General features: G+C 69.5%; 13 protein-coding genes. 8 read left to right on the top strand and 5 right to left on the bottom strand.

The window, feature by feature from the left end; all coding sequences use genetic code 11:
* Positions 1–91: 91 nt before the first annotated feature.
* The 6 genes from GO999_RS13670 to GO999_RS13645 all read left to right on the top strand — a co-directional run bounded on the left by GO999_RS13670 (position 92) and on the right by GO999_RS13645 (position 6,285).
* Positions 92–1,303: a cyclic di-GMP phosphodiesterase gene (locus GO999_RS13670; protein ID WP_011000550.1), complete on the top strand. Its 1,212-nt coding sequence runs from the start codon at positions 92–94 to the stop codon at positions 1,301–1,303.
* A 432-nt stretch (positions 1,304–1,735) separates the two neighbouring features.
* Positions 1,736–2,722, top strand: a complete 987-nt coding sequence (locus tag GO999_RS13665; RefSeq protein WP_011000551.1) for a DUF6685 family protein — start codon at positions 1,736–1,738, stop codon at positions 2,720–2,722.
* 172 nt (positions 2,723–2,894) lie between these two features.
* Positions 2,895–3,251 carry a hypothetical protein gene (locus GO999_RS13660; RefSeq protein WP_165591768.1) on the top strand — a complete coding sequence of 119 codons (357 nt, stop codon included), beginning with the start codon at positions 2,895–2,897 and terminating at the stop codon, positions 3,249–3,251.
* 78 nt (positions 3,252–3,329) lie between these two features.
* Positions 3,330–5,519: a TonB-dependent receptor gene (locus GO999_RS13655; protein WP_016726685.1), complete on the top strand. Its 2,190-nt coding sequence runs from the start codon at positions 3,330–3,332 to the stop codon at positions 5,517–5,519.
* Positions 5,520–5,816: 297 nt separating this feature from the next.
* Positions 5,817–6,038 carry a hypothetical protein gene (locus tag GO999_RS13650; RefSeq protein ID WP_011000554.1) on the top strand — a complete coding sequence of 74 codons (222 nt, stop codon included), beginning with the start codon at positions 5,817–5,819 and terminating at the stop codon, positions 6,036–6,038.
* A 19-nt stretch (positions 6,039–6,057) separates the two neighbouring features.
* Positions 6,058–6,285, top strand: a complete 228-nt coding sequence (locus GO999_RS13645; protein WP_135006021.1) for a hypothetical protein — start codon at positions 6,058–6,060, stop codon at positions 6,283–6,285.
* 11 nt (positions 6,286–6,296) lie between these two features.
* Here GO999_RS13645 and GO999_RS13640 read toward each other — a convergent pair whose 3' ends face one another.
* Entirely contained in the window at positions 6,297–6,650 is a 354-nt protein-coding gene (locus GO999_RS13640) for a hypothetical protein (protein ID WP_011000556.1), read from the bottom strand.
* A 194-nt stretch (positions 6,651–6,844) separates the two neighbouring features.
* Between GO999_RS13640 and GO999_RS13635 the strand changes: the two genes are divergently transcribed.
* Positions 6,845–8,326, top strand: a complete 1,482-nt coding sequence (locus tag GO999_RS13635) for an aminotransferase-like domain-containing protein (RefSeq protein WP_019717592.1) — start codon at positions 6,845–6,847, stop codon at positions 8,324–8,326.
* On the opposite strand, the gene GO999_RS13630 is transcribed toward GO999_RS13635, so the two are convergent.
* From GO999_RS13630 to GO999_RS13615, 4 genes are read right to left on the bottom strand one after another with little or no spacing between them, the layout of a single operon-like run.
* Positions 8,323–8,958, bottom strand: a complete 636-nt coding sequence (locus GO999_RS13630; RefSeq protein ID WP_165591592.1) for a PqiC family protein — start codon at positions 8,956–8,958, stop codon at positions 8,323–8,325. The genes GO999_RS13635 and GO999_RS13630 overlap by 4 nt on opposite strands.
* Positions 8,955–10,598, bottom strand: coding sequence for a PqiB family protein (locus tag GO999_RS13625; protein WP_019717594.1), 1,644 nt, complete (start codon positions 10,596–10,598; stop codon positions 8,955–8,957). The genes GO999_RS13630 and GO999_RS13625 overlap by 4 nt, the downstream gene beginning before the upstream one ends.
* A complete protein-coding gene (locus GO999_RS13620; protein WP_011000560.1) occupies positions 10,595–11,338 on the bottom strand; it encodes a paraquat-inducible protein A in 744 nt (247 codons plus the stop codon). Before GO999_RS13620 ends, GO999_RS13625 begins: the two co-directional genes overlap by 4 nt.
* Complete coding sequence (locus GO999_RS13615) at positions 11,335–12,147, bottom strand: paraquat-inducible protein A (protein ID WP_211906787.1); 813 nt, start codon at positions 12,145–12,147, stop codon at positions 11,335–11,337. Before GO999_RS13615 ends, GO999_RS13620 begins: the two co-directional genes overlap by 4 nt.
* Before the next feature lie 284 nt (positions 12,148–12,431).
* Between GO999_RS13615 and GO999_RS24965 the strand changes: the two genes are divergently transcribed.
* On the top strand, positions 12,432–12,824 hold the full coding sequence (locus GO999_RS24965) for a hypothetical protein (RefSeq protein WP_277615470.1): 393 nt from the start codon (positions 12,432–12,434) through the stop codon (positions 12,822–12,824).
* The last annotated feature ends 13 nt before the right edge of the window (positions 12,825–12,837 follow it).

Below are 12,837 nucleotides of genomic sequence, written 5' to 3'. Positions count from 1 at the left end.
ACGGCAGCGAGGACGGCGCCAGTGTCGGCTGGCATCCCGCATCCCACATTCCATCAAATCAAAACGGACATTGAGCCGAGGCAGGTAGGGTATGAAGCGAATCGATGCGAATCAGCTGCGTGTCGGTATGTTTGTGGTGAAGCTGGGCGGGTCCTGGCTGAAGCACCCGTTCTGGCGTTCGCAGTTCCAACTGTCGAGCCAGGCACAGGTCGACGATATCTGTCGAGCCGGTATTACCGAGATCTGGATCGACCCCGAGCGCGGCGAAGATGTGCTTGCGCCCGCGCTGATGCCGGCGGCGGCGCAGCCCGCTCCGGAGCCGCTGACCCGCGAGACCCTGGCGGCGCTGCCGCCGGTCACGCCGACTTCCCTCAAGGAAGAATGGAAGCATGCCCAGCAACTGGTGCAGAGCGGCAAGGCGACGCTGGGCCAGCTGTTCTCCGAGGCCCGCATGGGCCGCGCCTTGCAGACCGACAAGGCGCTGCTGCTGGTCGACAACGTGTCCAATTCGCTGGCGCGCAACTCGTATGCGCTGATTGCCCTGGCTCGCCTGAAGAATAAGGACGACTACACCTACCTGCATTCGTTCGCCGTCTGCGCGCTGATGGTGGCTCTGGCCCGCACGCTCGGCCTGTCCGAAGACGAGATCCGCGAATGCGGTCTGGGCGGCCTGGTCCACGACATCGGCAAGTCGGCCATGCCGCGCACGCTGCTCGACAAGAGCACCGCGCTGACCAAGGAAGAACTGGCCCTGCTGCAGACCCACGCGGTCGGCGGGCACCACCTGCTGATCGGGACCGGCCAGTTCAGCGAGATTCCGCGCGAAGTGTGCCTGCATCACCATGAGCGCATCGACGGCAGCGGCTATCCGGACGGCCAGAAGGGCGACGAGATCAGCCTGTGGGCCAAGATGGGCGCCATCTGCGACGTGTACGACACGCTCACGTCCAGCAGCCCCTACCACCATGCGTGGTCGCCGGCGCAGGCGCTCAAGTACATGATGGCGCGCACCGACAGCCAGTTCGACCGTACCGTGTTCCAGGCGTTTACGCGCAGCGTGGGCATCTATCCGGTCGGCACGCTGGTCAAGCTGCGCACCAACCGGCTGGGCGTGGTGGTGCACCAGAACGAGTCGTCCGCGCTGCGTCCGGACGTCGTCGTGTTTTATTCCGGCAATACCAAGACGCGCGTGCGCCCCGAGCGCATCAGCCTGGGCCGTTCGGACGACGCCATCATCACGGTGGAGGACGCCTCCACCTGGGGCCTGTCGGAAGAGGAAGTGTCCGACATGTGCCTGGTCTGAGCCCGCATCGCCGGATGGTCGGATATTCCTGACGAGGGGTTCCCCGCGCGCCGGCCGGTCGGGCCGGATGGTGCGGGGCGCCTGCCCGCTGCCGGCCGGGTGGTCTGGTCCGGCGAGTTCGGCTGCGCTCGGCGGGCCGTGGGCGGATCGCGTCGGCTTCGTCGTCGTCCGGTACCCCCCGGAGCGGGGTCGGTGCGGCTTGGCGGACGGCCCGTGCCGGCCGCTAACCCGCATCTTGCGGACCTGGCAAGCCCCCGCGTGCCATGTGTATTTTTCTTAACACAAGGTTAATCAAACTCCACTTCATACCCCCCTGAAGTAGGGTATTGTTGCGCCATTGGTTTCATCGACGTTCACCGGTTGCCGCAGAGCCACGGGAGCGCGCTGAAACTTCTCTCTCAAAACGAACGATTCGGTCTTCCGGGGGGTGACATGAGCGTTTTCACGATACTGCACGCGGTCTCGGACTGGATGGTCCAGTCGCGGGCCTTCAATGTGGTGCAATCCGTCACGCACCACCGCACCGAGCGCGATGCGCTGTCGCATTGGAAGCTCGATATCTGGCACAAGAGCGTGCCGTTCCTGTTCGAGGACAGCCTGGTCGAGCCGGCTCACCAGCTGTATCCCAAGCATCTGCAGCACGCCGACTGGGTGGACGAGCTGCATCACCATCTGGGCAATCTGGTCGGCACGCGCCAAGAGTCCCGCAAGGTGGACATCCGCGAGGTGACGGGGCTGGCCAATTCGCCGTGCTCGGTGCATTCGTTCCCGAGCATGCTGGTATTTGGGCACCAGCACTGCCGCCGCATTCCGCACAGCACCGAGGCCGACTTCGCCAACAATGCGCGCCATGTGTTCCGTTATGCCAATCAGGCCAACGTGTTCCGTGCGTACGACTTTGCCGGCGGCGAGCTGTTCTACATGAACGAATGGGGCGCCCATCACTTCGCCGCGATGGTGCTGCAGGCGCACACGCAGGGGCGCGAATTTCTGGTCGACGCCGAGATCCGCCATGTCCGCTCGGCACCGGGCGTGCGGCGACTGCTCGACGGCTTCCACGTGATCGGCGCGCGGCGCCAGGGGCAGCAGCGCTACGGCACGCGTCTGTCGGATGCGCTGGCCAGCCACCAGGTGCCGCACCGCTGGATGCACGGCCGGCGCGAGACCGAAGGGTTCGAGCTGTGCTTTCTGCCCAAGTCCGACCGTTTTGCCAACCGGGTGGGCGAACAACTGGTGCGCGACGGCTGGTTCGACTACGGTGCCTGGCTCGCCAGCCTGCACGACCCGGCCGAAGTGGGCATGCCGGCACGGCAGGCGGTGGCAACGCCCAAGTCCCGCTCGGGCTGGAAGCGGGTTTCCGTGCCGGGGCTGGGCGTGCCGACCGGCTTCGCGCCGGGTTTCGCGCATACACGGGCGTAATACGGCACGCATAGGGTCGGGGGCTGCACCCGCCGCCCCCTGCCAGGTGGATTGCCGAACGGCGCGGCTGGTGTCAGAATTCGCAACTTAGTTGCATTGGTGCGCACAGTGTCCTCAAGCTGTGCGTCCCTGACCCCGCTGTCTCCACCCATCCGTGCGCCCATTCCGTTCATTGTTTCCGCACCTGCGCTGGCTGGCCTGCCTGCTGGCCGTGCTGCTGCTGTTCGGTCAGCAGGGCGCGCTGCGGCATGCGTTGTCGCACCTTCCGGATGGGCGCGGCGGCGCGGAGATCAGCGCGGCGCGGGCGCCGGCCGGCAAGGCCGCCGAGCGCGCCGGCCACGCCGGGACGGAGCATGCCGCCTGCCTGCAGTGCGCGGCCTTCGCGGCCTTCACGGCGGCGCTGCCGGTGCTGGCGATCTTCCGCCTGCGCAATACGCGGCGCTGGCACTTCCCGTCGGTGGGGGCGGGCGCCTGCGCGCTGGTCTTCCCCGTCCCGGTCCGATCCCGCGATCCACCCTTCAGCCTTTGATGCTTCGTTCGTTCGCCGTCATGCCGCGTTGCGCGTGACGGCTGCTTTTCGCATTCGTTCGCATTCAAAGGTCTGTTCATGATTCCGTTCCAGCCACGCGCGCTGGTGCTGGCGCTCGCCGCCGCCCTGCCATCCCTGGCCGCCGTTTCCGCATCGGCGCAGGACGCCGCCAACCCCGCTGCCGCAGCGGCGTCCTCCACGTCCACGGCGCAAGCCACCGCCGCCAACGTGCGGGACCTGGGCGAGACGCGCGTCACGGCCAAGCGGCTCGATGCCGCCCGCAACGCGCTGTCGCCGGATACCGGCAGCTCGGTCTACCGCTTCGATACCGACGACATCGCCCGCCTGCCGCTGGGCGATGCCACGCCGCTGAACCAGGTGCTGCTGCAGGCGCCGGGCGTGGTGCAGGATTCGTTCGGCCAGCTGCACGTGCGCGGCGATCACGCCAACCTGCAGTACCGCATCAACGGCGTCATCATTCCCGAGCCGATCAGCGGGTTCGGGCAGATGCTCGACACGCGCTTCGCCAACCAGATCAACGTGCTGACCGGCGCGCTGCCGGCGCAGTACGGCTACCGAACCGCCGGCATCGTCGACATCCAGACCAAGGGCACCGCCACCGATGACGCGGGCGAGCCCAAGGCCATCAGCGGCGAGATCGGCAGCGTGCTGGGCAGCAACGCCACGCACGAGGTCAACTTGCAGTTGCAGGGCAGCAAGGACCGCTTCAGCTACTACCTCTCGGGCGTGTTCGCCGAAAACAATCTCGGCATCGAGAACCCCACGGGCAACCGCAACGCCACGCACGACCACACCACGCAGAACAAGTCGTTCGGCATGCTGTCGTACCTGCTCGACGCGGACAGCCGGGTGAGCTTCATGTTCGGCACCGCCAACAGCCGCTTCGAGATTCCGACCCGTCCGGGCCTGGAGCCGCAGTTCACGCTGGGCGGCGTGACGCCGCCCGCTTCGCAGGCGCTCAATGCCAATCAGCGCGAGAAGACCGACTTCCAGATTCTGACGTACCAGCAAAAGGTGTCGCCCAAGCTGGACTACCAGGTGTCGGTGTTCCGCCGCGTGAGCCGCATCGATTATTCGCCGGACCCGGTCGGCGACCTGGTCTACAACGGCGTGGCCTCGGACATCTCGCGCCGCAACGAAGCCTATGGCGTGCAGGGCGATGCCAGCTACAAGCTGAACGACCGCCATACGCTGCGCGCCGGTCTCTTCGCGCAGCGCGAGCGCTTTGCCGTCGACAATGCCTCCACCGTCTTCTCCGCCGACGACACCGGCGCGCAGACCAGCACCACGCCGTTCACCGTGCTCGACAACTCGAGCGGTTCCGGCACCACCCTCGGCGTCTATCTGCAGGACGAATGGAAGCCGACCGACCGGCTCACCATCAACTACGGCGCGCGCTACGACCACGTCAACGCCATCGTCAGCGAGCAGCAGCTCAGCCCGCGCCTGGGCCTGACCTACGACCTGACCAGCCGCACCCGCCTGCACGCCGGCTACGCACGCTACTTCACGCCGCCGCCGACCGAGAAGTTCGATACCACCACGGTGCAGAAATTCATCGGCACCACGAATGCGCTGCCGTCGGATGCCAATACGGCCGTGAAGTCCGAGCGCTCGAATTACTTCGACCTCGGCATCTCGCACCAGCTCACGCCGCACCTGACGCTGGGGCTGGATGCGTATTACCGCGACGTGCGCCACCTGCAGGACGAAGGCCAGTTCGGCAACGCGCTGCTGTTCTCGGCCTTCAACTACGAACGCGGCCGCATCTACGGGCTGGAGGCCAGCGCCAATTACCGCGAGGGCAATTTCGGCGCCTACCTGAACCTGGGCGTGTCGCGCGCGCAGGGCAAGGGCATCGAAACCGGCCAGTTCAACTTCGACGACGCGGAGCTGGCCTACATCAACAGCCACTGGGTCAGCCTCGACCACGACCAGCGCCTGACCGCGTCGGCCGGCGTGTCGTACCAGTACCGGGGCACCACCTGGCTGGCCGATGCGCTGTTCGGCTCGGGCCTGCGCAGCGGTTTTGCCAATACCGACCGCTTGCCGGCGTACTGGCAGCTGAACCTCGGCGCCGCGCGCGATTTCAACCTGCCGCTGGCGGGCAAGCTCAAGACCCGGCTGACGGTGCTCAACGTGCTCGACCGCAGCTATGCGCTGCGCGACGGCACGGGCATCGGCGTGGGCGCGCCGCAGTTCGCGCCGCGCCGCACCTTCCTGCTGTCGGTCAGCAAGCCGTTCTGATGGGACGGGGAGGGCACGCGCATCGCCCGGGCCCTCCCCATGCCGCATCCGGATACACCGCTCACATCGGCGGGGGCGGTCCGTCCTTGCCGACCAGCACCCGCTGGGCTGTCAACGCGCCCTGCGCATCCGCGCGCACGATGCGCAGGGTGCGATACCGACGTTGCAGCAAGGCAGGTGCCGTCGCGCGGCATGCCGTCCGGACCTGTTCGCCGCGGGTACGCGGGTTGCGTCCGGTTTTGGGCGGCAGGGCCTGGCAAGCGCCATGCCATCACCGCAACCCAAGGAGCGTGCCGCATGAAACCGCAGAAGCAGACTGGCCCATCGCGGGCACACGTGTCGCATGATCGCTCGGCCGACGCGGATATCGGCCGCGCCGGGCGCATGCCGATGCAGCCTGGCGCCGAGCGCCCGATGCGCGCGCCGGCCAAGGATGGCCGCGCCATCACGCACGCAGGGCAGCTACCGCAGAACCAGCAGCGGCTCGGCCAGCATCAGAACAGCCGCAAGCAGCCCTGAGCGCTGCAAGGACACCGTCATGTCCAATATGTCCAATCGGAAAGCGCAACCGTCGCGTCCGGGTTCCGTGCCCGAGCGGCCACGGATGCCGCCGCCGGGCGGGGGCAAGCGCCCGGTGGCACCGGCCGTGCCGAGCGAAAGCGCGGTCGGCGAGGAAGATCCGGGCGATTTCGAAGCCGCTTCGCTGCGGCGCGAGCCCGGCGACGAAGCGCGCAAGCCGCCGCCCGGATCCGGCCGCAAGCCGTAGCCCTTGCGGCCTCAGCCGCGAGAGGTCCGGCGCGGCTGCAGGGCGGCCAGCAGCCAGCGGCCGGCGCGGACCAGGCCGTCCGGCCAGCGCGAGGCGGATGACGCCGGCGCCACCAGGCGCAGGTGGAGGCCCACGCTTGCATCCGCGTGCAGGCTCCACCAGCCGGAAGTCTCCAGCGTGTGGGCATGGCCCGCGCCCACGGTGTGACACAGGCGCACCATGTCGCCGGCCAGCCAGCGCAGGGGCGGCTCCAGCATCAGCCGGCCCTCCAGCGTCACGATGATCGTCCCGGCCGGCAGCCAGTGTCGTCGGCTCTGTCCGGCCGGCAGGGCCAGCCGGTCTATGAACGTTGTTGCAGCGGTCATGTCGGTCTCCGAATGTATGGCTGCAGGGTAGGACAGGCCCGTTGGTACCAACAGACACAGACGTTAACGATTGCACCAGAGCAGGGCAGGCGAGGCCGTCATCTGTTACGGTACGCTTTACGCCCGTCTGTATCTGTTCCGATCGACCCGGCCGTCGCAAGATGGGCGACAGCGCCCATTCCGCTCCTGCCGCCATGTCCGTGATCGAGCTGACTCCCGCCCCTGCCGTGCGCCCGCCTGGCGCGCAGCCGCTGTATCGCATGCTGGCCGACCACTACCTCGGCGCCATGCGCAGCGGCGTGCTCACGCCCGGCCAGCGCATGCCGTCCGTCCGCACGCTGATGCGCACGCACAGCGTCAGCCTGTCGACCGCGCTGCAGGTCTGCCGCCATCTGGAGGCCGAAGGGTGGCTGGAGGCGCGCGAGCGCTCGGGCTATTTCGTGCGCCAGCCGCGGCGCGCGCTGCTGGCGCCGGCCAAGGAGCCGGAAGTGGCCACGCCCGACCCGGCCGCCTACGTGGGCGTGCATGCGCGGGTGTCGGCCATCATCGCGCGCGGGTTGCAGGCCCGGGCCCGGGTCGACCTGTCGGGCGCCAGCGGCGCGGCCACGCTGTATCCGTCCGCTGTGCTCAACCGCATCGCCACGCAGATGCTGCGCGCGCGTCCGCTGCTGCTGACGCAGGCCGTCACGCCCAACGGGCATCCGGATCTGCAGAGCGCCGTGGCGCGCCGCGCGCTCGAAATGGGCGTGCAGGTGGCGCCGGACGACGTGGTGGTCACGCACGGCTGCATCGAGGCGGTGAACCTGGCGCTGCGCGCGGTGGCGCAGCCGGGCGATACGGTGGCGGTGGAGTCGCCCACCTACTACGGCCTGCTGCAGGTGCTCGAATGCCTGGGCATGCGCGCGGTGGAGATCCCCACCAGCCCGCGCACCGGCATCTCGCTGGAAGCGCTGGAGATGGCGGTGCAGGCCTATGGCAACATCCGCGCGGTGGTGGTGGTGCCCAATCTGCAGAACCCGCTCGGCAGCATCATGCCGGACGCGGCCAAGCGGCGGCTGGCGGCCTTCTGCGAAGCGCACGCCATCCCGCTGATCGAAGACGATACCTACAGCGCCCTGGGCGACGGCCCCGCGCCGCTCAAGGCCATCAAGGCCTGGGACCGCACCGGCAACGTGATCTACTGCGCCTCGCTCAACAAGACGATCGCGCCGGGCCTGCGGCTCGGATGGATGACGGGCGGCCGCTGGCAAGAGCGCGTGGAGATGCTGAAGTTCGCGCAGTCGCGCCCGAACGATTCATGGTCGCAGGTGACGGCCGCGCGCCTGCTGGCATCCGGCGCGTACGACCGCCATATCCGCACCTTGCGCCAGACCCTGCGCGAGCAGCGCGAGCGCATGGCCGAGGCGATCGCCGGCTGCTTCCCGGCCGGCACGCGGCTGTCGGTGCCGGCCGGCGGCGTGGCGATGTGGGTGGAGCTGCCGGCCAGCGTGTCGTCGATGGCGCTGTTCGAGCGGGCGCTCGCGCACGGCATCCGCATTGCGCCGGGGACGATGTTCTCCAACCTGAACCGCTTCGACCACTACTTCCGCATCTGCTTCGGCCTGCCGTACACGGCCGAGGTGGAGGCGGCGCTGGCGCAGCTCGGCCAGCTCGCGCACCGGTTGGCCGAAGCCTAGCGGCACCAGGCCGGCTGGTCCTTGCCCGGCGTCTCGAGGCTGCGCACGCTCTCCGCGATGCGCTGCGACCACTGCCTGACCACGCCCTGCGTGGCCGTCACCACCGCGTCGATCTCGCCGCCGGCCGGCTCGGCCAGCGTGGTCTGGCAGGTCAACGCGCTGCCCGGCGTGGCCGCGTCGCGCGCCACGCGCCAGGTCACCAGCGCCGACACTTCCCGGGCCGGCCGCGCGTCGAAGCGCTGCACATCGGCGCTGATGCGGTAGAGCGGCACGCCGGCGGGCGCGGTCGCGCCACCCACGTCCACCGCGGACAGCGCATCGGCCAGTTCGGCCGACAGCGCGTCGCGCAGCTCCGAGCCGAACGGGGCCGCCCAGCGTTGCTGCTCCAGTTCCTGTACCTGGCTGTCGGAGGTGCGCAGCACGATCTGCGGCTTGTCGAGCCGCTCGGGCACGCGCACGCCGGACAGCCGGAAGACGCGCTGGATGCGCGCCGCCTCGGGCGCGGGCGCCGCCGCCCGCAGCGACAGCGTATGCAGCGTCGGCTCCGGCGAGGCGCACGCGCCCATCAGGGCGGCGGCACCGGCCATGCCCGCCAGCCGCAGGAAGGAAGAACGGTTTGCTCGCATCATCATTGGGCGTCCTTTGCCTTGCCCCGGATCAGGGCCTCGGGGTGTCGGTCCAGGTAGTCGGTCAGCACGCGCACGGAGGCGGCGGCCTTGGCCACCTGCTCCAGCGTGTCGCGCGCGTTGCGCTGCAGCGGGGCATCCTCGGAGAAGGTCTGGCGCGCGGTCTCCAGCGTGCGGCGGGCCTCGGCCAGCGTGTCCTTCATCTGCGGCGCCAGGTCGTTGTTGACGGTCTTGGCCAACTGCTCGGTCTGCTTGAGCGTCGCGTCGAGCGAGTTCAGGGCGCGGTGCACGTCCTGGCCGATCTGCTCGAACGGCACCTTGTTGAGCTTCTTCACGATGCCGGCGATCTGGGCCTCGATGTCGTCGGTCGGATTGTCGGCGGTCGGGAAGACGTAGGCGCCGCCGCGCTCGCGCAGGCCGAAGCGCGGCGGCGTCTTGCCGCGGTCGGCCGGCTCGACGAAGTCGAGCTGCACGAACTGCTGCCCGGTCAGCAGGCTGGCGCTCTTGAGCTGCGCGCGCATGCCGTTGCGGATCAGCGTGTCGAACTGGGCGCGGGTGTCCTCGGTGGCGTGCGCGGCGGTGTCGTCGCGGATGTCCATGCCGAAGCGCGTCGGGTACAGCACCGCCGTCACCGGCAGCACGAACTCGTGGCGCTCCTTGCTGTAGTGGATGCCGATCGACTTGATCTCGCCCACGTTGATGCCCTTGAACTCCACCGGCGCGCCCACCGTCAGGCCGCGCAGCGAGCGGTGGAAGTACATCACCACGGTCTGCGAGACGTGCTCGGGATCCTTCAGGGCCATCGCCTCGTTGCGCACCAGCTCGAACTCGGTGTTCTGCGGGGCGGGGTCGCGGTCGGCGTCCTCCGGCGACTGGAAGGCGATGCCGCCCAGCGCCACCGTCAGCAGCGATTGCATGTCGACCTTCAGGCCGCTGGCGTCGAGCTTGAGGTCGATGCCGCTGGCGTTCCAGAAGCGCGAGCTGCGCGTGACGAACCGGTCGAACGGCGCGTTGACGAAGATGTGCAGCGTCACACCCTTGCCGTCGGCGTCGATGTCGTAGCTGGTGACCTGGCCGACGCGCACTCGGCGGAAGTACACCGGCGCGCCGGTGTCGAGCGAGCCCAGGTCGTTGGCGTGCAGCGTGAACTGCCTGCCGGGCGTATCGGCGTAGATGGCCGGCGGCGTGTCGAGCCCCTTGAAGACGGACTTGTGCTCCTTGACGCGGCCGCCGTCCACCCCGATGTAGGCGCCCGACAGCAGCGTGCCCAGCCCCGAGATGCTGCCTGCCGCCACGCGCGGGCGCACCACCCAAAGGCGCGTGTCAGCCACCGCGAAGGCCTTGCCGTCGCGCGTCAGCTCGATCAGCACGACGGCGCCGGAGCGGTCGTCGGTCAGGCCGACGGATTTCACCACGCCGATGTCCACGCTCTTGTACTTGACGCGCGTCTTGCCCGCCTCGATGCCCTCGGCCGAACTGAAGGTGACGGTGATCTGCGCGCCGCGCGCCAGGATCACGCGCGTCATCAGCGTGGCCCCCACGGCCAGGGCCACGATCGGCACCAGCCAGATCAGCGAGGGCAGCCAGCGCTTGCGCTTCATGCGGCGGGGCGGGGGGATGTCGCGGGTATCAACGGGATCGGTCATGCGGTGGTCTCTTCGGGGTCGGGCTCGTCGATGGCGTCCCAGATCAGGCGGGGGTCGAAACAGCGGGCGGCGAACATGGTCAGCACGACCACGCCGGCAAAGGGGGCGACGCCCGGGCCGGGCTTGATGACCGCCAGCGTGGACAGGTGCACCAGCCCCGCCAGCAGCGCGATCACGAACACGTCGAGCATCGACCAGCGGCCGACCGCCTCGACGATCACATACAGGCGCGTGCGCGTGCGCGGCTTCCAGCGCCAGCGCTGCCGCACCGACAGGCACAGCACCGCCAGGATGCCCAGCTTGGCCAGCGGCACGAAGAAGCTGGCGATGAACACGATGATGGCCAGGTGCCACGAGCCCGATGTCCACAGGTAGACGATGCCGCTCAGGATGGTGTCCTGCTGGGTGCCGAGCAGCGTTTCCGTGATCATCACCGGCAGCATGTTGGCGGGCAGGTACATGGCGGCGGCGGCCAGCAGCAGCGCCCAGCAGCGCCTGAGGCTGTCGGGCTTGCGCACGTGGATCGGCGACAGGCAGCGCGGGCAGACCGGTGCGGCGGCGGCGTGGTCGGGGGCCTCCTCCTGCGCCAGGGCGGCGCGGGCACCCTCGCGCGCGCCGGGCAGGCGGGCCAGCAGGCCGCAGCGTTCGCAGGTCGCCAGCCCATGCGCGGCGGCGCGCAGCGGGCGGGCCGGCTGCTGCGGTTGTGGCGGCGGGGCGGGCGTGGCGTCGGCGGTGGTCATGGGTGTGCCTCGCCGCTGGCGTTGTCGTTGGGGGGCGCGGCGGCATCGGCGGCATCCGCCTGCGCGGGCGGCCGTGTCAGGCCGAGCTCGCGCCAGAACGGCCGCAGGTCGATCGACAGCGCGATGGTCATGAACACGGTCAGCATGGCGAAGGCCCACAGGCCGGTGTCCGCTTCCAGCGACACCATGTGCGCCACCTTGATCAGCGCCACCACCGCGCCCAGCATGAAGATCTCGATCATGGCCCACGGCCGGATCAGCGCCGCCGCGCGCAGCGCCAGCGCGGCGGACGGATGCCGCCGGCCGCGCGCGCGCGCGATCAGCAGTGGCGCCAGCACGACCAGGTACATCAGCGGGAACAGGCCGGTGGTGAGCGCCACCAGCACCGCCGCGAACGGCATGTCGTAGTTGTACAGCGCCTCGACGGCGTTCCACAGCGTGGTGGCGTTGCGGTTGCCGCCGCCGTCCATTTCGGCGATCGGGAACGCATTGGCGACGATGTAGACGATCAGCCCGGTGACCACCAGCGGCAGCAGCACCGACAGCCGTTCGGTCTGGTTGCGGTAGAGCTTGACGCCGCAGCGTGTGCAGCGCGCCTCTTCATCCAGCGCGATGACTTCGTGCCGGTGCAGCGTGTCGCAGTGCTCGCAGGCGATCCACGCGTCGGGGTCGCCGGGCAGCGGTTCGGCGACCGGCGCGGCGCTCGCATCGGCAGGCGCGCCCGATGCGAGGCCCGGCACGGCCCCGGACAGGGCAGCGCGCCAGGAGGCCGGCAGCGGAAAGGGCAATCTCACGTCGAACCACTCCATCGTCTGGTGGCGATACGGCAAGCGAAGCGCACGCGCCGGCCGCACCGGTCGGCGCATTATACATACAAGCTTGAATGTATAAGCGGGGGCGACGGCGTATCAAGCCGGATCGGATGTCGATGGACGATGCAAGAAGTCCGCCATGTGGGCACCGGAGCCCAGGGGGCCGCGCCGGCCCGGGCGCCGGAATGAACCTTGCTGGCAGGTGCACGCTGTCTGCATTCTTGCGGGAGGTTTTCATGACGTGTCTTCGCGTGCCATCCCGGTTTTCCCCGTGGCTTGCGATGGTGCTGGCTCTGGGCTGCGGCGTCGCCCGCGCGCAATTCACGGGCATGCCATCCGGCAACGGCGCTGACCCGGGGGCGGTCTCGCCCGATGGCGTTTCGGGCCGTCATGCCGGCGCGTGGCATGGCCATCGTGGCGCGCCGCGCGCGAGGGGCGGCGACGGCGCCTTCAACGGTGCCACCGGTCAGGCTGCGCCGCCCGGCCGGTCCGTGGGCGGCGGCGCCGGGAGCCGTCTGGGCGGTTCCATCGGCGCGCCGGGCAATGGCATGGCCGGGGCACCGGGGGACGGCAGGGTCGGCGCCCCAGGCGATGGGCGGGTCGGTGCGCCCGGCGATGGCAGGGTGGGGGCCCCCGGCACCGGCGCGACCACAGGCGACTGGGGCAACCGCTGAGCGCGGCGCCCCC

The sequence above is a fragment of the Ralstonia nicotianae genome, from assembly GCF_018243235.1.
GTDB classification, from domain to species: domain Bacteria; phylum Pseudomonadota; class Gammaproteobacteria; order Burkholderiales; family Burkholderiaceae; genus Ralstonia; species Ralstonia nicotianae.
Note: the sequence above shows the minus strand (reverse complement) of the source record. Positions and strands in the feature narration are given on the sequence as shown.